Source organism: Spiroplasma endosymbiont of Phyllotreta cruciferae, assembly GCF_918697755.1.
Genome location: NZ_OU953854.1, coordinates 685455 through 711278, shown reverse-complemented (window position 1 = coordinate 711278; position 25824 = coordinate 685455). Strand labels below are relative to the sequence as shown.

Below are 25824 nucleotides of genomic sequence, written 5' to 3'. Positions count from 1 at the left end.
ATGATTATTCTTGATGATTAAAAGTATAACGTTGTTTTCATGGGCGTTGGATATCATCTAATCAACTAGTGATGTCACCAGCATGATAATCTTTTGTAGCTGTTGTGGCAATATCAAGGCGTGGATAGATAAAATAAACTAATAAGGCAAGCTGAGCTGTCAAACGGTTTTCAGATTGTTGGAACACAATTGATTGGTTTCCATCGATAACTTCATCCATAACCTCAATATTTCGTGAAGCTGGTAAACAGTGCATAAATCTTGCTTGTGGTCCCGCTTTTGCCATTAAGGCATTAGTAATTTGATAAGTTGGTTTAAAGGCTTTTACGCGTTCATTTGCTTCATCTTCTTGGTCAACTCATTATCATAATAAATCGGTATAAATAATATTGGCATCTTTAACATAATTTAAGTCTTCGGTGATTAAAACACTGCCACCATTGTTTTCCTTAATGTTTGCTTTGGCAATATCAATTCATGCTGCTGGTGATTGGTATTTTTTAGGGGCAATTATGGACAAAGTTCATCCCAATTTTTGTAGTAATGTGTATTAACGAACTACAAACATTAGTTCGATCACCAATAAAAACAATTTTTAATTTGCTAAAGTCATTATTTAAATATAGTATTGGATCAGTATGTTCAAGGATGGTAAATAAATCACATAAAGCTTGCGTTGGATGATTGTAATCACTTAAACCATTAAAAACGGGTACATCAGCTTTTTTAGCAATTTCTTCCACTGTTTCATGTTTTCGGGCGCGGATTAAAATTCCATCGGTCATGTGTGATAAAACTTTAATTCTATCATAAAGGGACTCTTTTTGACCAAGATGAATTTCGCCGGGTTTTAAATATTGAGCATGCTCCCCCAATAATGTCGTTGCTGCTTCAAAAGAAACTCTTGTTCTTGTTGAAGGTTCTTCAAAAATCATTGCTAATGTTTTATTTTGTAATAAGGGCGGAATTGCCCCATTATAACGCGCAGTTTTTAGTTTTTTCATTAGCGTTAATAAATCTAAGATTTCATTTTTACTAAAATCTTGGGTATCAATAAAATGTCGTAATTGATTCATTGTAATTCTCCTTTCTTTGTTTTTATTATATTTTTCTAATAATATTTTACAAATTAAAATTCTAATTACTTTGTAATTAATTAGGCAAAAAATGGATTTTTTTTCGGAAATAAGTTAAGATTAAGGCATAAAAAAGGACATCAAAGGATTTTAATCAGTAGCATTAATATTTTAATTATAAAATAATAGTTAAAATAAGGACCTATTAGAATGAAATCAGGTTATTTTGTTTTTTTAATTTAAATTGAGAGGTAATAGTATGATTAGATTGGATAAAATAGATCGGGATATTATTGGTCAGTTACAAAAAGATAGTCGCATTTCAGTGCGTAAAATTAGTAAAACAATTAATATCTCTGAAAAAACAATTCGAATGCGAATTAATAAGTTAATGACGCAAAACATTGTTAAACCTGTTTGCATTGTCAACCCAAATTCTTTCGGTTATGTTAATTTTGTTGATATTTTTTTTTAAAATTAATCAGGATGTTGATATTAAAGTTTTACAAGAATGATTACATAATAAAGTTTATGTTTCATATTTATCACGTCATTGGCATGACCAAGATTTTGCAATTCAATGTTGGTTTAAATCAGGAAAAGAAATGATTAATTTTATTAGTGAATTAGAGAGTTATCCTGGTATTTTAGATGTTAAGTATCATTTAATTAGTGAGAATTTTATGAGACTCGTATTCATGAAAACCAGAGGATAAAAATTATCGCTAAAAGAACAATTGTTAACATTGTGTAATAATTATGCGAACATTATTTTTTATGATATAATAAAAATGATTTTTTATAATTGTGTAGAATAGAGGAGATAGTTACATGGCAGTTAGCGATCGTAATATTGTAAAAAAACATGGAAAAATAGCAGACAAAATCATAGCCTTAGATGGAACAATGCAAGCATTGTCTGATGAAACATTAAAAGCAAAAACAGCTGAATTTAAAGAGAGATTAGCGCAGGGTGCAACATTAGATGATATTTTAATTGAGGCTTTTGCGGTGGCACGAGAAGCAGCGCGCCGTATTTTGGGTTTGCATGCTTATCGTGTCCAATTAATTGGAGGAATTGTTCTACATGAGGGTGATGTTGCTGAAATGAAAACCGGAGAAGGAAAAACTTTAACTGCGTTAATGCCAACATATTTAAATGGTTTAACTGGAAAAGGAGTTCATATTGTTACTGTTAATGAATATTTATCAAAACGGGATTCAGAGATTAATGGTCAAGTGTTTTCATTTTTAGGTTTAACAGTTGGGTTAAACACTCGTAGTGGAAATAAAGACGAAAAAAGAGCAGCATATAGTTGTGATATTACTTATACAACTAACGCTGAATTAGGATTTGACTATTTACGTGATAATATGGCTATAGTGATAAAGTACAAACACGGGTTAAACTACGCTATTATTGATGAAGCTGATTCAATTTTAATTGATGAATCAAGAACACACCATTAATTATTTCGGGAGGTCGCCAAAATCGAATTCCACAATATCAAGCAGCCGATCATTTTGCAAAATCATTGTCACGAGAAAATGATCTTGAAATTGATTTAGAAACAAAAACAAGTTTATTTAACTCCAGAAGGAATTTTAAAAGCAGAAAAGATTTTCTCAATTAATTCATTATTTGACATTAAAAATACTGAATTATATCATTTAATTTTAAATGCTTTGAAGGCTAATTTTGTTTTTAAAAACGGAATTGAATATGTTGTTCAAAACAATGAAATTATTCTAATTGACCAGTTTACCGGACGATTAATTCCGGGGCGTGCATATAGTGATGGTTTACAACAATCATTACAAGCAAAAGAACAATTTTGAAATTGAACAAGAAACAGTAACTATGGCAACTATTACTTATCAAAACTTTTTCCGTTTATATAATAAATTAAGTGGAATGACCGGAACGGCAAAAACAGAAGAAGAAGAGTTTGTAAAAATTTATAATATGCGAGTAATTCAAATTCCAACTAATCGTCCATTAATTCGTCGTGATGAAGCAGACTATATGTTCGCTAATCGTGATGCAAAAATGCAAGCAATGATGAAAGAAATTTTGACTTTGCATGAAAAAGGACAACCAATTCTAATTGGGACAACTTCGGTTGAATCATCAGAAATTGTTTCTCATTATTTACGCAATGCTAATTTAAAGTTTGAAATGTTAAATGCTAAGAACCATGAGCGCGAAGCGGATATTATTGCGCAAGCGGGAGAAAAAAAGGCCATTACCTTAGCAACAAATATGGCGGGACGGGGAACTGACATTAAATTAGGGGGAGGAGTTACTAACCTTGGCTGTTTAGCTGTTTTTGGGGTTGAAAGAAATGAAGCGCGTCGGATTGATAATCAGTTGCGTGGGCGTTCAGGACGACAAGGAGATCCTGGATTTTCACGTTTCTATGTTGCGATGGATGATGAGTTAATGATGCGTTTTGTGGTGATCGATTACGTCGCATTTTTGCAAGACTAGGGTCAGATTTTATTCAATCACGAATGTTAACACAAGAGCAATTTCAAATGCGCAAAAAAAAGTTGAAGGGATGAATTTTGATCAACGAAAACATATTTTAGATTATGATAATGTTTTAGCACAACATCGTGAAGCAATGTATGCTCGTCGTGATCAAATTTTAATTGCTTCTGATTTAAAACCAATTATTAAAAAGATGCAATATTCAGCAGCATATGATTTAACAAAAATGTTTGGAAATGAATCACATGGTGAATGATTTATTCGTTATGATGAGTTAATTAAAGGGGTCAACGATAAAGTTGTTGCAAATAATGCATTAGATAAAACAGTAATGGAAAAAATGACCCGCGAAGAAGTTGCAAAATATCTTGCAGAAAAAATGAATGTCTTTTATCAAGCACGGACAGAGGATGTTCCTGCTGATGTGATGAATCAGATTGAACGGAATGCAATTATTTCTTCTTTTGATGAATATTGGACAAAGCATATTGACCAAGCAAGTAAATTACGAAGTGGGATTTATTTACGTAGTTATGCTCAAACTAATCCGCTTCATGCGTATGTTGAAGAAGCAGCAAAATTGTTTGAACATATGCAATTATCAATTGCTCATGAAGTTGTTATTAAATTAGCAAATGTTGTAATCCGAAAAGTTGAGGATGGGAGCGTTGAACCAATGCAAGATTCTGAACAAGAAGTTCGTGAATTTAAACAAAAAGGTTAATTGTCTAAACCACTATGCCAAGATAGTGGTTTTTTCTGTACTATTAAATTAGATAAAAGAGGGATTAAAATGAGTTTCGCGCTAGAAGTTAAAGAGGAAATTATTAAAAAAGAATTTTACCCAGTTTGTCAAAAAGCTTTTTTATGTGGTTTTGTTAAATATAATATGACATTAAATATTAGCAACCATTATTTTAATTTTGAAGTTAGTTCAATTAGTAACGCAATTATTCGTACAATTTATTCCTTTCTTAAAAATTTATATCAAGTTGAAATTGACATTATTATTATGCAAACAACAAAATTAAAAAAAAATAAAACGTTTATTTTACGAATTAAAGAACGTGCCTCAGAAATTCTAAAAGACTTAAATATTTTTGATGCTGATACCAACAAAAAAATTATTACAATTCCTGCTGATTGAAATGAACGCCAACAGCGTGCTTACATTGCGGGAATTTTTGTGGCGTGTGGTAGTGTTAATTCACCCGAAACAAGCAACTATCACTTAGAAGTGCAGTTTATTGATGATGTTTCAGCGCAAACTTTTCGCAGATTATTACACAAATTTCATTTTCCTTTTAAGATAGTTACCCGCCACGATAAATATGTCTGCTATCTTAAAAGATCAATTTTAGTTTCTGATTTTCTAAAATTAATTGATGCAATTAATAGTGTTTTAGCATTTGAAAATACGCGCATTTCGCGGGACATGGTAAACAGTATTAATCGGTTAAATAACATTGAAATTTCAAACCAGCAAAAAGCAATGAAAGCTGGAGAGGAACAAGTTATTATGATTAATTATTTGTTAGAACATAATTTATTTGATGAATTAAATGATAATACAAGAAAAGTTGCGTTTTTACGGATTGCCTATCCGGATGCATCATTGCAAGATCTTTCGCTATTATTGGAGAGTGAGCATAATTTAGAAATTTCAAAATCAGGAGTTAATCATCTTTTCCGCGAAATTAAGAAAAAATATTACGAAAATCAAAAGTAAGCTATGCTATAATTTACTTATATTTTTTATAAGATATGTTTATTAAAGGTTATTTATTTGAAAAAATGGAGGAAAAAATTATGGGAAAAACGAAAAAACATGTTAAGTTTTTTGAATTTTTAACTGTTTTTTCAACGGCTGTTGGAATTACAATCGGAATTGGGATTTATTTAAAAAATGATACTTCTGAGGGCCGCGTTTTATATTTCACCCAAAATCCATATTTAACAATTGCATTATGAATTTTAGTTTGTATTTTAGGAATTGCGATGATTATGGTTTTTATTGAAATTGCCTCTATTAACACAAAGAGTGGGGATGTAACATTAGCATCATGAGCCAATGTTTTAATTGGTCGTAAGGTTGGAAGTTTATTTTCAATTTTTTATATTTTTTTTTATTTTCCAACTTTATTAGGAATTTTCCCAATTTTTAGTATTAATACAATGTTTGATGCGTTAGAAATCAAGAGTATTACAAAGGGGACCCAAAACGCAATTGCAATTAGTTTGGGTAGTATTCTTTTAATCTTGTTTTACTTATTAAATATTTTTTTACTAAATGTTGGAAGATGAGTACAGACCATTGGAACTTTTGTTAAATTTATTCCACTATTGGTAAGTTTAATTATTGGATTCATTATTCCAATGAATGGAAATGTGTTTGATAGTTTTAAAGAATTAAAATTTGGGAATTTCTTTATGGGCCTTTTACCCGTGTTATTTTCTTTTGATGGATTTATTTATGCCGCAGGATTACAAAAAGAAGTTTCTAACAAAAATGTTGTGCCAAAAGCACTATTTGTTGCAATGGTTTTTATTACAGTTTTTTATTTAATTCAAGTTATTTCGTTATTCTTAGGGACAAACGATGGAAGTGTTTTTAGTTTATTTAATAATATTATTGGTGGACCAATTGATTGTGTTTTGAACTGATTTATTGTTATTACCGCACTAATGAGTATTAATGGTTTAACATTTGTTTCACCAGCATTAGGCCAAACTGTTCAAGATGAACGTCTTGTTTATATTGGCAAAAAAGAATTAAGTTATCACCAAATTGGCTTAATTCAAATGGCAATTACGGTTAGTTTTAATTTAATTATTATGGGAACTAGTTTAGGAATTAAAGATGACCCACTTTATTTATTAGATATATCTTCTAATGCAGTTAGTTTTGTTGCTTTTATTTGCTATATTAGTTTAATTGTTGCTGTATGAGTAAATCGTTATACAAAACGGGTTGAAGTAACGAAAGTAAAAGGAATGTATTACTATGCTGGCTTTGCTATCTTCTTGTTACTCGTTTCAATTTGTTACATTATTTATAGTTTTGCTGCTTTTAAAAGTAATCATAATACTTTATATAGCTTAGCAATTATTATTGGAGGAAGTTTAATTTTATGAGGAATTAATGAATTGTTATTAAACAAAACAACTACCCAAGTTCCATACCAAATAAAAACCCCAGTGATGAATAAAATTAATCAATAGGGTTATAAGTTAAGATTTTATCAAGTTCATCGGTCTGGTGAACTTTTTTTCAGCCCCCCATAAGAATGTAAACTTTAAAATTATGTTTTTTTAATAATTGATATAAATCAAGATGGGAATGGCCAGTACTTGAAATAAAAAGAATTTTTTTATCTTTAATAACTTTTTTTGAATAAATTAGACGAAATAAATGATGAGGGATATTAATACTATTGGTAATATGACTTTCCAATCATTCTTCTTTTGGTCGAACATCGATAATTAACCATTTTTCAGAATTATTAATTTTTGGTAATTTTTTAATTGATTTTGTATTGTATTTCATTTGAAATGCTGAAAAAAACATTTTTTCACCTCTTTGTGATATATTATAACATTAAGAAACTTATTATTTTACTACGAAATCTGTAAAATTTAAGTATATAATTAAAACGTTATATAGAAACGAGGGAAGAAAATGCGAAAACCAATTATTATTGGAAATTGAAAAATGCATAAAACAAGTAGTGAAACAATTGAATTTTTAAATCAAGTTGATCCTGTTTGTGGTAATTTAACAGTAGAAGCGGGAATAGCAGTACCATATATTAATTTAGCTGTTGGACATCAACATGCTAATAATTTGATTATTGCGGCACAAAACTGTCATTATGAAGATTTTGGGGCTTTTACCGGTGAAATTTCAGTTGATATGTTAGAAGATCTAAAAATAACACATGTTATTATTGGCCATTCTGAGCGTCGTGAAATGTTTAATGAAACTGATGAGACTGTTAATTTAAAAGCAAAAAAATTATTAGCAAAGGGGATGGTGCCAGTTATTTGCTGTGGTGAAACATTAGACCAATATGAAAATAATGAAACGCAACAAGTTGTTGAAAATCAAATTACAAAAGCATTCCAAGGAATTGATTTGGAAAATGCAAAAACAGTTGTCATTGCTTATGAACCAATTTGAGCAATTGGAACTGGAAAAACAGCAACCACCGAAATTGTTCAAAAAGTTTGTGCTATAATTCGTGCTAAAATTGCTGTGCTTTATGATGAAGTGGTAGCAAATGTAATTCGAATTCAATATGGTGGTAGTGTTAAACCAGATAATATTAAAGAATTATTAGCACAACCCGATATTGATGGTGCTTTAGTTGGCGGTGCCAGTTTAGAACCACAGACTTTTTTAGGATTAGTAAAATAATTATTAATAAGAAATGATGAATAATTTTTATCATTTTTTAAATATTGTAAATTAAAATAAAAAAGTTATATTTTTAAAATATAATTTTTATTTTGAAAAAACTAATTAGATCTTAACTATTTTATCTATAATTTAAATTTACTAAAAAAACAATATAATAAGTTTGAGAAATTGTTTAATTTCTCAAACTTATTATATTGTTTTTTTTATTTTGAGCGTAGCGAACACGCGAAGCGTGCCGCGCAAGTTAAATTTTTAGGAGGAATTAAGTTATGCCAGGTTGATTAACGACAATTTTTAGTGTTGTTATTATATTATGTATTTTTGCTTGAATTGGTTTATAGATTTATCAAAAAATTCGTCAAATTCGAGGTAAGAAAAAAGAAAAAAAGAAATTGAAAGTAAGGAGGATAAAAAATAATGTTAGGTATGTATTTAAAAACAGCGGTTAATTTTTTAGCAGCAGATACGCCTACTATTTAAGATGGAATGGGTTCTATTTGAAGTGGATTAGGACAAGTGATGATAAAAGTTAAAGAAACAATTTATGCTGTATTACCACAATTAATGACCTTTTTAGGTGATGCGTGAAGTATTTTAATTCCATTTGGTATTTTTGTTATCATTAAGATTTTAAACTTTTTCCGTGTTATGGTTAAAGGATTTTAATATTTATTATAACTAATTATTTGTATTAGTTAAGGCACACTACACTAGTTTATTTATATTTTATTAATTTATTATTTTATATAACTATTACTTTAAAACTTAATAGTATTTTTCAGTGTGCCAATTTTTATCATTTTTATATTTAACAATGTTAATAACATTGTTTATTAAACATTAGATAAACAATGATATTAGCATTATGTATACCATTGTTAATAATCAGTGTTTTTATCAATAAATAAGCAATATATAAACATTAAATATAACATTGTTTATTAAACAGATATTTAGTTAGGAGATTATATTATGGATATAAAATTTAAAACAACTAAGGAATATAAAAAATTAAAGAGAGATTTTATTATTAAAAATTTTGGTTTTGGTTTTGGTTTTGGTTTTGGTTTTGGTTTTTGTTATTTTTTATTTTTAATTAATCTTATTGCAATTATTGTAGGTTTTATTTTGTTTTCAAATAGAGAAATAATAGTTGGTATTTTAATTCTTTCTTTATTTTTAATTTTTATATTTATTATTTTATTTTTTGTAATTGAAGAGCATATATCAGAAATTAAGGAATATAAAGTTATGGTGTTAAAGAAACAATTGTTACCGTTAGAAAATATAATTGGAGAATTAGGAGAAGGTAAAATGCTAAGAGGAGGAGTTGATAAAATTGAGTAATTTTGTTAAGAAAAATCAGAATGTAGAAAATTATTTTATTCGTAAAGAGTTGATAGTTTTTGAAACAGATAAAGCAAGTTTTATAAATTTACCTAATCATAATCGTCACATTGGTTTTTGATTGAGTAATAAATTTATTTATCCTAGTGAAAAACACTTAGAACAAGTAGCTATTGGTTTGATTTGTGATAATTCTTATCCTATTGTAAAATATGATGAAAATTTAAAATGACATATTTGAAAGTATTTAACTGGAACAGAAATAATTAATTTGTATAATCAATATAAACAAAATTATTTTACACAAATGAAAAAAGCAATATTTCCTGGTGAACCTCAAAAAGTAAAAACAAACAATAATAATAATTTAACAAATTGAAGTGATGAAAAAGTGCAACAATTAATCAATGATTTAGAAAGTTTAAATTAAATGAGTTTATATGACTATTGAGTTCAATTTGTTAGTTATATTATTGGTTCAAATGCTCCTAAATTTTTATATGTTATATCTTTTGTATTATTTATTGTTTTATTTTTTGGAATGTTTTTTAAACTTATTCAAAAAATGTGGAGTTTTTAAATATGCAAAATGATTGAGAAAAATTAAAAGAGTTTTTTACTCATGTATTTTTGTTTATTGACAAATCTAACGTTGAAAGTATTACAACCTGGAATTTGACTCAAAATGAATATTTAACTCTTATGATTGGTGTTTGAATTGTGATTTTATTTCTAATTATGTTATTTATAATTTTTATAAAACCTCAACTTTTTTCTTACTACCAAGAATTATCATCAATTGCTTACAAAGCGGGGTGCATTGATAATATTAACAAGTTAGTAAAAGCATTGTGAACACGCGAACATGAAACATCAACGTGATTAGAAGATGGTTTTGCAGTTCCACATGCCCGCATGAAAGATATTAAAAAACCAGCTGTTATTTTTGTTTGTTATCAAACGGGGCTATCATGACCAACATTTGATAATAGTCCTGTGCAAGTTGCGATTGCTTTAATTATTCCAACGAATAAGAAAAATGATATTCATTTGGAAGTATTAAGTAATGTTGCAAAAAAATTATTAAATGCTGATCTTCGTCAAACTTTAAAAACAGAAAGTGATAAAAAAAAATTATAGCATTGTTACAAGCAGAAGATGAAACAACAATTGGCGCAAACGAAGATTATAAGGGATATGTTTTAGGAATTACAGCTTGTCCAGCTGGAGTAGCACATATATACATGGCTGCTAAAAAAATTGAAGATGAAGCAAAACGATTGGGATATGCTGTCAAAGTTGAAAAACAAGGAGAAAATGGTTTTGAAGATAAATTAACAACAGAAGATATTCAAAATGCTAATGTGCTAATTATTGCTGCTGATATTGCTATTGGTGAACAAGAACGGTTTGTTGATATTCCAATTTTAAAAATAGCGGTTAGTGAACCATTACATGATGTTGATGGTGTTTTTAAAAAAACATTTCAAATTATGCGGCAACTTCCAAATCAACATATTCCAACAACAAAACAAACTAAAATTAAAAAAGAAAGAGGTTGATTTAAATTACATTTTAAAGGAGGGGCTGTTAGTTTAAAAAATGCGGTTTTAACTGGAATTTCTTATGCGGTTCCTGTTATTGTTGCTGGAACAGCAATTCAAGCTTTAATTACAATTATCATTCAAATTGCTGGAGCGGATTATATTGTGCAACACGCTAATTGGTTGAACACTTTAAGCAATGTTGCTGGAAAAAGTTTAAGTATTTTATTAGCACCAGTTTTAGCGGCTTATATTGCTTATGCAATGGCTGATAAACCAGGGTTAACACCGGGTTTTCTTGGTGGTTTAGCATGTGTCTATGTTACAAAAACTGCTGCTGATGGAACAGTAATTGTTGATGGTCTTGGATTCTTGGGGGGTTTAATTACTGGGATTCTAGTTTGATATATGATTAAACTATTTAAAAAATATTTAGTTAGTCAAAAAATGCAAGGAGTCTTAACGTGGTTTGTTTATCCGGTTTTGGGGTCATTAATTAGTATGTGTGTGATTTTATTTGTTATTGGACAACCAATCGCTTTATTAATTAATGTTATTTTTAGTGGGTTAACAACTTTACAGACATCTAATTTAGCCGCCTTGTTAGGAATTATTATTGGAATGATGTGTGTCTTTGATTTGGGTGGGCCGTTTAATAAAGTGGCATGGGCTTTCTCATTTGCATCATTTTCACAAGCCTTTACTAGTGGGCAATTAACTAATCCAGCATTATTAGTACCATATGCTTGCTTTTGAGCAGCTGGAATTGGAACTGGTTGAACTACAGCATTAGTAACGCTTATTGGTCGTCGTTTTTCAAACCAATATGAAAAAGAAGCCGGAAAAATGTCGTGAATTTTATCATCATTAGGAATTACAGAGGGGGCAATCCCATTTGCCTTATCTGATCCATTCCGAATAATTCCTTCTTTCATGTTAGGTGGTGCTGTTTCAAGGGGATTATGTGCCGCATTTAATTTAGGATCAACAATTACTGGTGGTGGTTTTATTACAATGGCCAGAATGCAATCTGCAACAGGGGCAGTTTCCATTGGTATTGAAATCTTACTATGATTAATCTTTGCTATTATTGGATGTGCAATATCAACAAGCTTATTATTAGTTTTAAAATATATTAAGACAAAACCAATAATCGAGAAAAAAGTACAGACTTGAACAGTTAATATTTTATCATCAGGAATTGTTCCAGCGGTTAAAAAACAACATTTAAAAAAATTTAACCAATTATCATCAACCGATGAACAAGAACAATATTTAAATCGAAAACAGAAAAAAAGTAATCTTAAGGTAGAAAGGTAACAGTAATTATAATGAAATATGACTTTGATATTATCATTGATCGTAGTCAAAATTTAGAGCGAAAATGAGACCAAGCTTTCATTGCAAAAAACTATCATCTAAATGGTGATAATATCATTAATTCATCAATCGCTGATTTAGATTTTACTACACCATCACCAATTATGGACGCTATTTTAGCACGTGCAAAAAAAGGTGTTTATAGTTATAGTTATGTTAGTGATGATCTTTATCGGGCAATTAGTAATTTATATTGTCATCAACACAAAGTGGTGGTTCCAGTTGATAAAATTAAGTTATTGCATGGGACCGTTAATGCTTTGCATCGATTAATTCAATGTTTAACCGATGTTAACGATTATTTTTTAATTCAAACGCCAGTTTATGGTCCATTTGGACAAGTTATTGTTAACAATAACCGGCGGCTTCTTGCAAATCAATTACAATGAGTAGGTGATACTTACCAAGTTGATTTTTCGATGTTTGAAGCAACAATTAAAAATATCAACCAAAATTATTTATCTTGTGTAATCCACATAACCCTGGGGGCGTGTTTGAACAAGGACCGAATTACAAAAAATAATTACTATTTGTGAACAATATCATGTTTTAATAATATCAGATGAAATACACGGCGATTTAGCATTACCAAATGTTGAATTTCATTCGTTACTATCATTTAAAATTTCGGATAATTATCTAATTATTTGTAATTCACCAAATAAAGCTTTTAACCTTGGCGGTTTAAAATCATCATATTTAATTACGCATAATAAAATGTTAAGAACTAAAATTGATGAACAATATCAACGCGCTTCAATTACGTCACCCAATTTGTTTACCATTCCAGCTTATCTTGCTGCCTATAATAATTAGGAAGTAATTATGTGAAAGACAGCAATGTTAAGTTATATTGCAAAGAATTACCGGTATGTTGCCGAAAAACTAGCGGATATTTCAGGTTTAAAAGTTATGAAGTTAGAAGCATCGTATTTTGTTTGAATTAATTATGCAGAAACTAATCTAACTTCGCAAGAAGTTAATAAATTATTATTAAATACAAATTGATTGTTAGTAAAGATGATGACTTTGTTGAAACTCCATCAGCATGTTTTAGAATTAATATTGGTACATCCTTTGCGATGGTAGTAAAATTAATTAACATTCTAATAACAATTTTTACTAAATAAGAAAGGAAAATTTAAGATGAGTAAAAGAATTATCGCAACGACATTAGCTCCTCAGGCAATTGGCTCATATTCACAAGCAATTAAAGTTGGCAACTTTTTATATATCTCGGGGCAATTACCATTAGATCCATCAACAATGACTTTTGGTGGAACAACAATTACTGATCAAACAAAATGATCATTGGAAAATTTAAAAGCAATTGTTCAATCAGCTGGTTATAGTTTAGCAAATGTTGTAAAAGTTACCATTTTCTTAAAAGATATCAATGATTTTGCTGCAATGAATGAAGTTTATAGGACATATTTTACTGAAGACTTCCCAGCTCGTTCAGCAGTGGCTGTTGCAGGATTGCCGAAAGATGCTTTAGTTGAAATTGAAGCAATTGCTTATTTGGAATAATTAATTGTAACTTATGTTAAAACAAAGAAAAAATTTTCTTTGTTTTTATTATGTATTTTTATATAAAAAAATATTAAAATATCAAGAAAATTAATTAAGGGCATCTTCTTATTGCTTGTAAAATAAAGTGTTATAATTATTTATAGTGAGGAATTAAAATTATGAAAAAGAACAAAAAGATAATCAATTAACAGAAGCAGAAATTCAACAAAAATTACAAGAAATTGAAAATAATTTTAAATGTGTCCCAGAAGTTTTAGGTGGTGTTGGATTTTGTGCGAAGTCATTTGATGAAAATGGCAAACTAATTACAGAAGAACCAGTCCAAGAATCTAAAAAATAAGGTAAGATTTATATGTAGGAAGAATGTGATTAAAAATGTTTGGATTAGCACAAATAACGGGATTAGTTTATTTTGTTTTTATTGTAATTACAGGTTTGTTTCTTTTGGGGTGATTGACTTTTGGTTTTGTTCTACTTGGATATAAGAAACGTAAAACAGATTTAGAACCACGAAAATTATTTAGAAAAATGTTAAATGATAATGATCTTCAAGATGTTAACATTGGGGAACGAAAACATATTATTAAAGCGCGTAATTTTTCTAAAATAAGCAATGCCGTAGTTATTCAACAAAATGATTATAAAGATCAAAGTATTGCTAAAATTTATGATATAATTTTTCATTTTTATTATGTTTATAATAAAAAAACAAAAGAATCAAAATGTTTTTTTTGATTAAAATTTTTATCATGATTTTTAGTGTTTGTTTATTGTTATTTATTGTTACAACAATTTTAGTTGTCTTAACCAAATATTTAAAAGACAATGATGTTATTAATGGAGTTGGAATTGCAATTCAGGTTTTGTCAATTATGGGCATTATTTTTTTAATTCTTGGTTGGTTCTGTTGAACAAACTTAGTAGAACATTATCGCCAAGATTTAATAACATTAGCAACAGAATATTTATCAGATAAAGACTTAAAAGCTTTTAAAATTTATACTAGTTTTAAAGCTTTTTTACCATTTTCAGAAAATGTTATTTGTTTTTCTTAGAGGGATTGAATTTTAGAATTTAATTCGGTATATTTAAAGAGTAAATATATTAAACACCACCTGTATATGCCAGTAATATGGTCTAGCGTTTCTACGTCTTACCACTGGAATAAGTACTATATAGGTTAATGCTTTTCTTTTTTGCATTAACTTATGTTTATAAACAAGGTTAATGTTTTTTATTTTTACATAAATTTGAATGGAGAGTTAGCTTATATGTTTTAAAAAAAGATTGAAACTTTTTTTCACTTTGGTGATTTAAAAACTACTTTTAAGAAAGAAATTATTGGTGGTTTAACAACTTTTTTAGCAATGTTATATATTTTGTCCGTACAACCAAATATGTTATCTACTGCCCCAGATATTAATCATTCAACAGATCCAAGTCAGAATATGGCATTTGGGGGAATTTTTGTTGCAACAGCACTTGCATCTTTTATTGCAACATTAATTATGTGATTATCAGCTAATATGCCGGTTGGGTTAGCACCAGGAATGGGGTTAAATGCTGTTTTTACTTTTAACGTTGCTAATAATGGTTTGGGTTATCAAGGGGCTTTAATTGCAGTAATGCTGTCTGAGATTATTTTTTGTCTTATTTCAGTAACAAAATTACGAACAATTGTTATTAATGCAATTCCAAATTCATTAAAATTAGCAATTGGAGCTGGGATAGGATTTTTTATTACTTATATTGGTTTGCACAATATTGGTTTTGTTTGTGACAATGCTTTTACATCAGGAGGCATTGTTGTTAATGGCGGGATTCCTGTTGCAACATTAGGAAATTTAAAAACTAATTGACCAATGATCTCTCTCAACAACAACAACGGAGGAGGAGGAAAAGAGAGAGATCACACGCGCGCTATATTATATAGCGCGCGTGTGATCTCTCTCTTTTCCTCCTCCTCCGTTGTTATTGACAGTGATTTTATTCGCACAAATTTTGCCTATTGAAAGGGTTAAAGTTATAGTGATTTTAATGGTTTTGGTACTAATTTAAAGTCAACTTTTACAACATTTACTAATCCAAAAATTTGAACATCCCCAATTATGTATATTTCGATTTTCGTTTTTCTATTTGTAGATTTCTTTGATACGACAGGAACGTTATATTCGGTTTCAACGCAAATTTCAACGGCAACAGAACAACGATATAAATTAAAACCACGGGCTTTAATTGCTGATTCGGTTGAAACTTTAGTGGGGGAACATTAGGATGTTCACCTGTTACAAGTTTTGTTGAATCAACAACAGTAGTTCCGCAAGGAGAACGAACTGGTTTTTCAGCTATTATTACAGGAGTCATGTTTTTAGTTGTAATTCCATTATTTCCAATTTTTAAATTAATTACTCCCGCGATTGCTGGAGCGGCCGTTGTCTTTGCTGGAACATTAATGGTTAGTCAAATTAAAGATATTGAATGAGCAAAACCCGAATTTGGAATTGCTGCGTTCTTTACAATTATTACGATGATTGTTACTTTTTCAATTACAAATGGTTTAGCACTTGGTTTTATTGCATATGCCTTAATTTGTTTAATTACAAAAAAAGCTAAGAATGTTGCAATTCCAATTTATATTTTAGATCTATGTTTTATTGGGTATTTTATTGCTTTTGCCTTTGTCCCAGTAAAGTTAAAAAGATAAATTTACAAAAAAAACTCTTTAAAAAAAGAGTTTTTTTGTTAAAAATAATATAAAAGAATGATTGTATTGATAACAAGTTTATTTTAAAATGTAAAAAAGAAGATAAGGAGACCAATAATATGCGTTTAGATAATAAACTTTACGATGAAAACTTAACAATGGCAGTTAATTTTTTGAAACAAAAAGTAACCGATTGAGAAGACTAGACTGCACCCATTTTAGTAAGTACTAATAAAAAGTATTACTATTTTTTTATTATATCTTTTTCTTTACGATTTGAATATCATGTATTTCATTTTATAACATCTTGTATATATTCTTCATGTGAATTATATATTTTATTATGGATTGTAGCTTTCTTAAGTAATGAATGAAAACTTTCTATAACAATATTATCTGCACAGTGGTAATTTTTCCCAATTGAAATTATAATACCGTTAGATACACATTTATCGAGATAAATAGCGGATGTGTATTGATATCCGTGGTCTGAATGAATTATTATTCCATTCAGATCTTTTTTTATTAATTTTATTTTATTAATTGCATCATTTAAATTATCTATTACTAATTTATTGTCATTATATTTAGATCACCTTACATCAACTATTTCTTTAGTATATCCATCAATAATTGTTGATTGATAATATTTTTCTCTTTTTCAAATTAAATATGTTACATCAGTATATAGCACTGAAAACCTTGTTTTTATATCATTGAATTTACGATTAATTAAATCAGGATATTGCAATAAACTTTTTTCTTTATTCTGTTTATATTTCATTTTTCTTCTCATTTTTCTTACATATTCAGGTTGTATTTGATTATAACGCATAATCCTTAAAACTTTTTTTGAATTATATTTTATATCATAATCTTCTTTTAAATATTTAGTAATTCTTCGATATCCAAATTGTTTTAAATTTTCTTCATAGACTTTTACAATATCATTTATTGCTTCTTTATCTTTTTTGCTACTGTCATAATTTTTATATTTATCTCAATAACTACGTTTTAACCCCGTTACTTCTAATAATAATTTTATTGAATATTCATGACAATTTTGTTTAATAAAAGAGACGATTCTTAGTTTGCTTAATTGTAAAAGTCATGGAGCTTTTTTAATAATTCATACCTTGTTTTATAATATTCTAAATCTCTTTTACCAAAAGAGATTTTAGGTCCTTTATGATTGTTTAATTTTCCTTTTTTTATGATTTGCTCATCAAGATTCTACTGTATTTGCATTTAGATTATATTGTTTTGCTACTACTCAACAACTTTTTTGTTTAATTTCCTCAATGATTTTTGTTCTAAATTCTGATGTATATTTGTTATATTTTTGACCTTTTCTTGCCATATAAAATGCACCTCCTTTAAAAGTTTAGTAAAGTCTTTTTTTACTTTACTTACTTTTTGGGGTGCACTCTAGACTACCACTTTTTAATGGTACTTGGTTCAGGTTATAATCCTCTTGCTGATTCATTTAAAATTAACCACAGTATTAAATATGCGGATATTCCGTTTTGACCAGTTTGTACAGCACCATATCATTTTGGAAACTTAGTTTTTGCTGAACATAATGGGAAAAAAAGTAGTTTTTATGCAAGGACGACACCATTATTGTGAAGGAAATAGCATGGGTGAAATTGCTTTCCCAATTTATACGTTGTCATTATTAAATGTGCAAATAATGATTGCATCTAATGCTGCAGATAGTTTAAATGCACAGGCAATTAAAATTGGTGAAATATGTGCAATAACAGATCATATTAATGCTTTTGGGGATAATCCAATTATCGGGTTGAATAACTCTCGGTTAGGAATTCGTTGACCAATTCCGCAAAATTTATATTATGATAAATTACGACAATTACTCTTAACAGTCGCTGAAAAAAACAATATTAAATTAAAAACGGGAGTATATGTTGGTTATCCTGGTGGAATCTTTGAAACAGCTCGTGAAGCAAGAATGTATAAACCATATGCACAAATGATTGGAATGAGTATTGTTCCTGAAGCAATTGCAGAATTTCATAGCGGAATGAAAAGTTGCTGGTTTAGCAACCGCAACAGTTTGTTCGATTGGATATAATCCTGATTTTGTCGATGATGATTATATTATGAAACAAACGCATAAAATGGCAGTTGATTTAAAAGTCTTATTAATGAAATTATTAGAAGTAATTTAGAAAAAGCAGAATTGTTATTATGCTTTTTTCTTTGTTTAAATAGCCACTTCATATTAAAAAACCAATAATTGTATTAACAATAAAGAAACTCATTTGAATTAACATATTAATATTAATTGATATCGGATGATTACCACCAATACTATTTACGCCAGCAAACATTGAAAATTGGAGAATATTAGAAATTAATCATAAAATTCATTGTTCTTTTAATTGTAAAAACATTATAATTGAAGCAATAATGGCGATGCTATTTGTAATGCTATCAAAAATACAGGGAACTGGTTGATGCAAATAGGCAGTCCTGCTTTACAACCGCATAATGAAAGGCGGGAATTTCATAATATCAAGCAACCATTAAAATAGCACAAGCACTAAGGGCAATTGGAATTATAATTCATCATTTTGATGATCTAATGTTTAAAGAAGAATTTTGTTCAAATACTAATGTTTTCTGTCAAATGTATCAACCAATAAATTGAAAGGGGTAAATAAAAGAATAAGTTTAATTGCGCATCACCGGTATAATCAAAATAAAATGCAAATAATCCAAAAGTTTGTAACATTAATTAAACCTCAGAAAAAGTTACTCATTTTTCCAAAACTAATTAAAAAAACATTTAAGACCACACTAAAACTAACTAGCCCGCTTAATGAATACAACGTGGCATCAATTCATTTTGGCATATTACCCAAATAAGGTTTGGGTGTGTTTAAAACATTTATAATACTAAAGAAAGAAGGATTATTATAAGGATCAATAAAATGAATAAAATCAAAAAAGGATAATAAGATAACAATAACTCCAAGACAAATTAAAAGAATCTTAAAAAGTCTTGGGTAATTCTTTAATATCTTTTCATATTGTTTTTACACCTAGAAAATTAATTGGTCGGGTAATTATAAATCATTTTTGCTGTTTATTTTCTATTTTAGATAACTATCTTGAACTTTCTTCTGTCGATCTTTTTAAATTTATAAATATATCTTAACAAAAAATATTGTTTTTTGTTATATTTCAAGTAGATTTGCTACAATAAAATTAAGAGAAAGTTATGCTAAGTATTTTACTAACACAATAATTTTTTAAAATAATATTAAATTTAAATTGAAAGGAAGATTAATGATGAAAAAGTTATTAACTATTTTTAATATAATTTTAATCGCTATTTTACCGGTAAAAAATAACTGTTGAAAATTTTGTTAGAACTGAAGTACAAACAAATAAACATTTAGATGTCACTAAAGTGGGGGAATATAATAAAAATAGAAAATTATTTTATTATAAAAATTATAACTTTAATAAATAAAAAGAATATAGTATTGATAGTAAAAAGTTTTAAATTATTCTTAAAAAACTTAGTTAATAATATTAAATTATTTTTAGAAGAAAATCCTAATGTTAATTTAATGGATAAAGATCAATTAATTGAATTCGTATATTAGTTACTTAAAAAATGAAAAACATTATGGTGTCACAGCATTTGAAAACTTTTGATGGGGTTTTAAATGATGAATTACTTGAGACAGTTTTATTACCACTTTAAATAATGCGGGTAATAACATTGCACGTGATAGTATTAGTAGTATTTTAACTGTAAAATTAGCAGGGTATGTAGCTCATTATTAGCAATTAAATATCCTTGAGTTTTAGCAATTCCTAAAATTGATTTAATAATAGGCGGTACATTAGGTGTTCAAGTAGCGGGTTGTTTATTGGGACGTCAATTTTGATTAAAAACTAGTATAATTTTTAGAATGATATGATTCCCACCAATTATGACTGGGTGCTGAGATCAGTAATATGTTTTAAATGATGATTATTAATCAAAATAAGTTTAAAAATAGTTTATGTTCACGTCTTGTTACAACAACATTAATAATTCTGTTTTTTTCACTTTGTATGATGTATTATACTTGAGATATTGATTGGCGTTGACTTATTATTAATATTTCTATATTAATAGGTACAAGTGTGATTGTTAATATTATTGATTGATATTTTCAAATGTATATTGTTAAACATTGTTAACAAAAAATTTTAGTAAAAATAATGAAAAATCGTAGTTATTCTCGAAATTTTAACTTAACAAAACAAGCAAATATTATAGTTAACTTAAAAAAGAGTGAATATTTTATTGCTCAGTTTTAAATGTTTTTGTGATTATATTTATGCCTTTATTTTTAATGCTATTAAATAATTTAATTTTAACTGGCAAATTATTGTCGCTCATATTTATTTTCATTTATTTTTTATTGTTGAATTTATATGAAATAAATTATAATAATCAGAATATTGCATTAAAAGATGATGAGTATCAAGTTGAAAATGTGAAAAAATGAAATTTTTATAGCATTAAAAACAAAAAAGAATATAAAATATTTTATTATAAAAATTATAAATTTTATTCCACTTTATTTAGGTTTTTTTGGATTAATTGCTAATATTGTTATATTGTATATAACTTTAAATTATTTATATGATCAACCTTTTAATAAGATAATTGTTGCAACAAATAGGAATGGAATTTGAGTTTTCTTTACACCATATAATTATATTCATATTATTTTGCATAATTTTTTAATTCTCCTTTTTTTAACATGACTTATGCAACTAATATTATTTTATTTATTGGATCTTAAATACCCTTAATAAAAATAAGAAAATATTGTTAATTCAAATTTTTTGTTTTTTAAATATTTTTGCTATTTTAAGTTTTATTTTAAAACTATTCTTAAAATCTTTATAATAATTTTAATTTAAATATTCATAGTGATAATGGCTCAGAATGTAAATCATATAAATTGGAAATTGTTTGGACAATGCGATAGTTGAATCATTTTATGCTATTTTAAAAACTGAAAGCTAAAAAAAGAAATATAATAAATTCAAAAAATTATTTGAAGACTTTAAAAATTTTATTACTTGATATAGCACAAAAATTTAATGTAAAAACTGGACTATCACAAGTTTATATAGGATAATTTACACATTGTGTAAAATTAGGATATGATTAAATTTTTAAAATATAAAATATTTTTATAGTTTAACTTAATAATTTACCATAGTAATATATAATTTATTATATAGACAAGTTACCTCAATGTCTAATATTTTTAAGGAGGAAAAAATGTCAAACTTTAATTTTTACAAAAAATATAATAACAATGATTTTATTTCTGAAATAGAGATGATAGAATCGAATATAAATTATAGGAAATTTAATTTTCCAAATGAAATAAGAAAAGCTTTAGAGTATTTTTTAGATTTTGAATTTAATGATGTTTGCGAAATAAAAAGTGTGGGTTCAAAAATTAATTATATTAAACAAAAAAATATGTTAAATGATTCTATATTAAATAAAATATCTGAATTAAATAATAGTGTAAAACCCTATTCACATTCTGGAAATGATTATACAAAAGTATCTTTTGAATTAAAAAATGATATGTTAAATAGAATGTTTGATATTATTAGTGAGTATAAAGAAACACATGTTATTAATTTTAACGAAAGTATTTATAATGATACGAATAAAGAATACTTTTCAAAAGAATATTAAAAACAAATGTTTTTTGATCTTTTAGAGGAAAAGGAAATAGCAGACTTTGAATGTTTTGAATTATTTTGTGCAAAATATTTAATGGATCTTGATGATATTGATTCTGAAAAAAGAGTAATTGGTTCTGTAAAAAACGGTGGAATTAATCTGTTTGAAATTGATGAAGAAACTCAAACAATTAAAATATGTCATTGCAAATATAAAAAAGAAATTAATAAGCTTGATGTTCAAGATAGTTTTGATAAAATAATAACTACCATTGATTCATTTTATAAAGATAAATTTTATGATAAAAATGAAGATATAAAAGATATTGGTGCTAATTGAAATAATTATATTGAAGAAAACTTGAATGTTGAACTTGTATTATATACTTCTGCAGATGCTAATTTTAAATATAAAGATTTATTACAAAATTTAGAAAAAAAATTAAATAAAATTATTGGCAATGAGCATCATATAATTATAAAAGTTATTGATGAAAAAGAGATAGAAAAAATATTAATTTCAAAACAAGCAAAACCGGGTGTAAAAAATGTTTTTTCTTGAATTATGTAATGAAGATTCACTGATTTCTATTGATACTAAAGATTTTGGCAAAGTTATTTTGGCAGTAATTAAAGGAAAATCATTAAGAACAATATATAAGAATCAAGAGCGTAAAGGACAATTATTTAAAAAAAATGTCAGAAGATATATTAAAAGGAATTATGTAAAATGAAGTGCAACAAATCTTATTAGTCAAATAATACAATAAAAATCATAAAAAATCAATTATAAATTTTTAAAAATTAAAATATTTATAATTTTTATTTTATTTTAAGCACACTTAACCGTACTAAAAAATAATTTATTAAGTTAAGTAATAAATTTTTTAAAAATTCTGTAAAAATACTTCTTTTGCACTTATTCAATTTAAACAAGGCCTTAATTTATCATTTATAACATTAACTACTCAATTTATTTTTTGTTGACTAACATTATTAAAATCAGTTCTCTTAGGATATCATTCTCTAAGTTCAGAATTCATATATTCAATTAGTGGTTTTCCCGGATCGCAAAAATAAACTTGTGTTTCAGCAAATATTTCTAATTATCTTCATTTACTAAATTCTTTTCCTCTATCGGTTATTATTCCTTTAATTTTCCCAATTAAATTATTAGTTATAACAATATCTTTAAACTTTTCTACAACTTCATTAGCAGTATGATTTTTTAATTTCATTACAAAGTAATTTTTACTTAATTGTTCTACTAAAACTAAATTACTAGATTGATGGTCTTTACCAACTACGGTATCCATTTCAAATCAACCAACATCAGTCTCTTTATTCTCAATATCTCATATTGATTTAAAATTAATTAATTTACCACGATTATCAAATTTTCCTTTTGTTTTATATTTTTTACCACGATGACGTAAATTCTGTTTTAAAAAACCATAAAAACCCAAATAAATTCATTTATACAATGTTTTAACACAAACAGGAAATTTAATACCAAACTTTATAAAATAACGATGAATAAGTTGTGATGGAGAATCACGATAAACATTAAATCTTATATTAATAAAATTTAATTGTTCTTCTGTAAACTTATATCTTTTATTATTATTTTTTCTTTTCTCATAATACATTTTATCTGACTTATAAGCACTATATTCATCAATAGTTTTAAAACGCTTAATTTCTCGCAAAATAGTACTACGATTTCTGTTCAAACATTTAGCAATTTGTGAAATATTTATTTCACCATTCTTTTTTAAAAATAATTTTGATAATAATAATTTTTCCAATTTAACCTTATCAATAAAACTTAAATGACTATACATAACATTTATATACCTTTCATTAATTTATAAATTTAATATTAAAATTATTTAATACATTATTGATATATGATAAAATCAATTATAGCATTCAAGTAATTTTAATAAAGGAGAAGTAAAATATGAAAAAATGACTAAGTATTTTAGGAACAATCGAATTAACAGCAACAAGTACAACAACATTAATTAGTTGTAAAAAACCAAATAACAATGAAAAAAAAGGGGGTAATAAACCTACACCAGAACCACAACAACCACCAGAAAATAGTAGTTGAAAAAAAGTTTATTCAAATGATAATGTATTTAATAAAATAGATAATAAATATTATATTGTTATTTGATTTTATATATTTGATAATGAATGAAGAATTAATAAGTTTAATAATAATTCAATAAATATAAATATTGTTAATGATTTATTAAAAAAAGAAAATAATGATTTACAAGTTTGGCGTGGTATAGGATGAAGTGATTGAAAAAATAATCCAGATCATTTTAAAGCGGTTTATCGTTGAAATAAAAACAATGAACCACAAATACCAGAAATTAATAAAGACACAGGACTAATAATTGATTGAAAAAAATAAAAGGAACTATTATGAACATATAAAATAAAATTGACAGAAAAAAGAGAGTTAAAATTTCTGTTATATAATTTTATTGAAAGGATGTTCTTTTTTATGGCAAAACAATGAAATAAAGATGAAAAAATTGAAATATTAGAATTTTCTAAACAAAATGGAGTGAGAAGTTCTGCAGAAAAATATAATGTAGCAAAGTCAACTATTCAAAGATGACGCGCTGAGGCTGAAGAAAATGTTGATAATTTAGAGTGAGTCCGTGGCTTGTAAACAATTCAGCATTCAAAACGTAGAATGAAAGCATCAAAAGTTATGACTGATGATGTGACTAAAATGTCGCGTCGCGTGTTCGCTACACTCAAAATAAACTATATTGAATAAATTACCGCTAATAAATTACGCGGATAATTTATTCATCTTCTTTTTCATTATTAATTACAATATTATTTACCGTATTAATAACATTATCTTTTCCACACTTAGTTACTAAGGACCGTAAAATAAAATAATGTTTTCTTTCCATTAACAAATCAACTCCTTTCTGAGTTGATTTGTTGCACTTCACTTACACGATGCCATGATATTTTTGCAATAATTGGCGCAACTATTTATTATTTAATATTAAAATCAAAGCATATAGAAAATGATATAGAAATTTATATACACTATTAAACAAAATTACAATTATAATCCTTTATAAAACATAATAATGAAAAAGATGAACTTGTAAAAGAATTATTTGATGAAATAGCTGAGGAAGCGGCTATAATTATTGAATTAAGTAATAAGCCCTCTTCAAATTTTTTAAAAACTGATTCAAATTATGAATTGCTTTTTAATCAAATAATTAAAAATGTTTTTGGAGCAAGAAAGAAAACAAGAATAGAAGAATTAGTTGAAATATTATTTAAACCATTAAAATTAAAAGATACTAATTTAAAGTAAAAAATGTTTATTTAATATATTATTCTAATCTTATTTTAAAGTATTTCTTATTAAGAATATTTCATTATAATTAAATACCATTGTGAACAATTATTTTTTAGTTATATTTGTTTTTGTTTTTTTCATAGGGAACTTGATGTTGCAAAATAAACTGAAGTTTCAATAATTTGTTTAATTTTTTACATTGTAAATTTATTGTATTTGTTGTTTTATTATT

The 25824-nt window shown here is 26.8% G+C and carries 28 protein-coding genes, 4 pseudogenes and 1 riboswitch; of the genes and pseudogenes, 25 read left to right on the top strand and 7 right to left on the bottom strand.

Annotated elements, in window-relative coordinates; genetic code table 4:
* Positions 1-4: 4 nt before the first annotated feature.
* Positions 5-1076, bottom strand: a pseudogene (argF, locus tag NL276_RS05280) (ornithine carbamoyltransferase).
* Positions 1077-1335: 259 nt separating this feature from the next.
* Here argF and NL276_RS04740 point away from each other — a divergent pair.
* From NL276_RS04740 to NL276_RS04705, 5 genes and pseudogenes are all read left to right on the top strand, one after another.
* A complete protein-coding gene (locus tag NL276_RS04740; protein ID WP_253301407.1) occupies positions 1336-1551 on the top strand; it encodes an Lrp/AsnC family transcriptional regulator in 216 nt (71 codons plus the stop codon).
* Entirely contained in the window at positions 1535-1792 is a 258-nt protein-coding gene (locus NL276_RS04735) for a hypothetical protein (protein ID WP_253301406.1), read from the top strand. The genes NL276_RS04740 and NL276_RS04735 overlap by 17 nt, the downstream gene beginning before the upstream one ends.
* Positions 1793-1907: 115 nt before the next feature.
* Positions 1908-4294, top strand: a pseudogene (secA, locus tag NL276_RS05275) (preprotein translocase subunit SecA).
* A 69-nt stretch (positions 4295-4363) separates the two neighbouring features.
* Positions 4364-5299, top strand: coding sequence for a DNA-binding protein WhiA (gene whiA / locus NL276_RS04710; protein WP_253301402.1), 936 nt, complete (start codon positions 4364-4366; stop codon positions 5297-5299).
* Between the two features lie 80 nt (positions 5300-5379).
* On the top strand, positions 5380-6792 hold the full coding sequence (locus NL276_RS04705; protein WP_253301401.1) for an APC family permease: 1413 nt from the start codon (positions 5380-5382) through the stop codon (positions 6790-6792).
* Here NL276_RS04705 and NL276_RS04700 read toward each other — a convergent pair.
* Positions 6782-7138, bottom strand: a complete 357-nt coding sequence (locus NL276_RS04700; RefSeq protein ID WP_253301400.1) for a rhodanese-like domain-containing protein — start codon at positions 7136-7138, stop codon at positions 6782-6784. The genes NL276_RS04705 and NL276_RS04700 overlap by 11 nt on opposite strands.
* Before the next feature lie 111 nt (positions 7139-7249).
* Between NL276_RS04700 and tpiA the strand changes: the two genes are divergently transcribed.
* The 15 genes from tpiA to NL276_RS04625 all read left to right on the top strand — a co-directional run bounded on the left by tpiA (position 7250) and on the right by NL276_RS04625 (position 16498).
* A complete protein-coding gene (gene tpiA / locus NL276_RS04695) occupies positions 7250-7987 on the top strand; it encodes a triose-phosphate isomerase (RefSeq protein WP_253301399.1) in 738 nt (245 codons plus the stop codon).
* Positions 7988-8509: 522 nt separating this feature from the next.
* Positions 8510-8656 (top strand): hypothetical protein, encoded by a 147-nt coding sequence (locus tag NL276_RS04690; RefSeq protein WP_253301398.1) that lies wholly within the window; start codon positions 8510-8512, stop codon positions 8654-8656.
* 306 nt (positions 8657-8962) lie between these two features.
* Positions 8963-9337, top strand: coding sequence for a hypothetical protein (locus tag NL276_RS04685; RefSeq protein ID WP_253301397.1), 375 nt, complete (start codon positions 8963-8965; stop codon positions 9335-9337).
* The gene (locus NL276_RS04680; protein ID WP_253301396.1) at positions 9330-9767 is read left to right on the top strand and encodes a DUF3627 domain-containing protein; all 438 of its coding nucleotides are present in this window, start codon (positions 9330-9332) and stop codon (positions 9765-9767) included. The genes NL276_RS04685 and NL276_RS04680 overlap by 8 nt, the downstream gene beginning before the upstream one ends.
* Positions 9768-9919: 152 nt before the next feature.
* Positions 9920-10477, top strand: a complete 558-nt coding sequence (locus NL276_RS04675) for a DUF2649 family protein (RefSeq protein WP_253301395.1) — start codon at positions 9920-9922, stop codon at positions 10475-10477.
* Positions 10478-10479: 2 nt separating this feature from the next.
* Complete coding sequence (locus NL276_RS04670; protein WP_253301394.1) at positions 10480-12201, top strand: fructose-specific PTS transporter subunit EIIC; 1722 nt, start codon at positions 10480-10482, stop codon at positions 12199-12201.
* 11 nt (positions 12202-12212) lie between these two features.
* Entirely contained in the window at positions 12213-12884 is a 672-nt protein-coding gene (locus tag NL276_RS04665; protein WP_253301393.1) for a beta C-S lyase family protein, read from the top strand.
* Positions 12772-13077 (top strand): aminotransferase class I/II-fold pyridoxal phosphate-dependent enzyme, encoded by a 306-nt coding sequence (locus NL276_RS04660; RefSeq protein ID WP_370281056.1) that lies wholly within the window; start codon positions 12772-12774, stop codon positions 13075-13077. The genes NL276_RS04665 and NL276_RS04660 overlap by 113 nt, the downstream gene beginning before the upstream one ends.
* A gap of 9 nt (positions 13078-13086) precedes the next feature.
* The gene (locus tag NL276_RS04655; protein ID WP_253301392.1) at positions 13087-13350 is read left to right on the top strand and encodes a hypothetical protein; all 264 of its coding nucleotides are present in this window, start codon (positions 13087-13089) and stop codon (positions 13348-13350) included.
* Positions 13351-13407: 57 nt separating this feature from the next.
* Positions 13408-13791: a RidA family protein gene (locus NL276_RS04650; RefSeq protein ID WP_253301391.1), complete on the top strand. Its 384-nt coding sequence runs from the start codon at positions 13408-13410 to the stop codon at positions 13789-13791.
* 366 nt (positions 13792-14157) lie between these two features.
* Positions 14158-14592 (top strand): hypothetical protein, encoded by a 435-nt coding sequence (locus tag NL276_RS04645; RefSeq protein WP_253301390.1) that lies wholly within the window; start codon positions 14158-14160, stop codon positions 14590-14592.
* A complete protein-coding gene (locus NL276_RS04640; protein WP_253301389.1) occupies positions 14565-14849 on the top strand; it encodes a hypothetical protein in 285 nt (94 codons plus the stop codon). The genes NL276_RS04645 and NL276_RS04640 overlap by 28 nt, the downstream gene beginning before the upstream one ends.
* Before the next feature lie 40 nt (positions 14850-14889).
* Positions 14890-14990, top strand: a riboswitch (purine riboswitch).
* 183 nt (positions 14991-15173) lie between these two features.
* Positions 15174-15815 carry a solute carrier family 23 protein gene (locus tag NL276_RS04635; protein ID WP_253301388.1) on the top strand — a complete coding sequence of 214 codons (642 nt, stop codon included), beginning with the start codon at positions 15174-15176 and terminating at the stop codon, positions 15813-15815.
* A gap of 87 nt (positions 15816-15902) precedes the next feature.
* On the top strand, positions 15903-16067 hold the full coding sequence (locus NL276_RS04630; RefSeq protein ID WP_253301387.1) for a hypothetical protein: 165 nt from the start codon (positions 15903-15905) through the stop codon (positions 16065-16067).
* An 89-nt stretch (positions 16068-16156) separates the two neighbouring features.
* Positions 16157-16498 carry a hypothetical protein gene (locus NL276_RS04625; RefSeq protein ID WP_253301386.1) on the top strand — a complete coding sequence of 114 codons (342 nt, stop codon included), beginning with the start codon at positions 16157-16159 and terminating at the stop codon, positions 16496-16498.
* A gap of 244 nt (positions 16499-16742) precedes the next feature.
* On the opposite strand, the gene NL276_RS04620 is transcribed toward NL276_RS04625, so the two are convergent.
* The 3 genes and pseudogenes from NL276_RS04620 to NL276_RS04615 all read right to left on the bottom strand — a co-directional run bounded on the left by NL276_RS04620 (position 16743) and on the right by NL276_RS04615 (position 17858).
* Entirely contained in the window at positions 16743-17294 is a 552-nt protein-coding gene (locus NL276_RS04620; RefSeq protein WP_253301385.1) for a DDE-type integrase/transposase/recombinase, read from the bottom strand.
* A gap of 12 nt (positions 17295-17306) precedes the next feature.
* Positions 17307-17453: pseudogene (locus tag NL276_RS05270) on the bottom strand (helix-turn-helix domain-containing protein); the annotation flags it as partial.
* 231 nt (positions 17454-17684) lie between these two features.
* Positions 17685-17858 carry a hypothetical protein gene (locus tag NL276_RS04615; RefSeq protein WP_253301384.1) on the bottom strand — a complete coding sequence of 58 codons (174 nt, stop codon included), beginning with the start codon at positions 17856-17858 and terminating at the stop codon, positions 17685-17687.
* A gap of 222 nt (positions 17859-18080) precedes the next feature.
* On the opposite strand from NL276_RS04615, the gene NL276_RS04610 reads away from it, so the two are divergent.
* Complete coding sequence (locus NL276_RS04610; RefSeq protein ID WP_253301383.1) at positions 18081-18593, top strand: purine-nucleoside phosphorylase; 513 nt, start codon at positions 18081-18083, stop codon at positions 18591-18593.
* 82 nt (positions 18594-18675) lie between these two features.
* On the opposite strand, the gene NL276_RS04605 is transcribed toward NL276_RS04610, so the two are convergent.
* On the bottom strand, positions 18676-18984 hold the full coding sequence (locus tag NL276_RS04605; protein ID WP_253301382.1) for a nicotinamide mononucleotide transporter: 309 nt from the start codon (positions 18982-18984) through the stop codon (positions 18676-18678).
* 2837 nt (positions 18985-21821) lie between these two features.
* Between NL276_RS04605 and NL276_RS04600 the strand changes: the two genes are divergently transcribed.
* Positions 21822-22253 carry a hypothetical protein gene (locus NL276_RS04600; protein WP_253301381.1) on the top strand — a complete coding sequence of 144 codons (432 nt, stop codon included), beginning with the start codon at positions 21822-21824 and terminating at the stop codon, positions 22251-22253.
* A gap of 6 nt (positions 22254-22259) precedes the next feature.
* Complete coding sequence (locus NL276_RS04595; RefSeq protein ID WP_253301380.1) at positions 22260-22811, top strand: hypothetical protein; 552 nt, start codon at positions 22260-22262, stop codon at positions 22809-22811.
* A 316-nt stretch (positions 22812-23127) separates the two neighbouring features.
* Here NL276_RS04595 and NL276_RS04590 read toward each other — a convergent pair.
* Positions 23128-24084: pseudogene (locus NL276_RS04590) on the bottom strand (IS30 family transposase).
* Positions 24085-24203: 119 nt separating this feature from the next.
* Between NL276_RS04590 and NL276_RS04585 the strand changes: the two are divergent.
* Together NL276_RS04585 and NL276_RS04580 are read left to right on the top strand one after the other, a co-directional pair.
* Complete coding sequence (locus NL276_RS04585) at positions 24204-24668, top strand: lipoprotein (protein WP_253301379.1); 465 nt, start codon at positions 24204-24206, stop codon at positions 24666-24668.
* Between the two features lie 93 nt (positions 24669-24761).
* The gene (locus NL276_RS04580; RefSeq protein WP_253301378.1) at positions 24762-24932 is read left to right on the top strand and encodes a hypothetical protein; all 171 of its coding nucleotides are present in this window, start codon (positions 24762-24764) and stop codon (positions 24930-24932) included.
* Positions 24933-25824 lie beyond the last annotated feature (892 nt).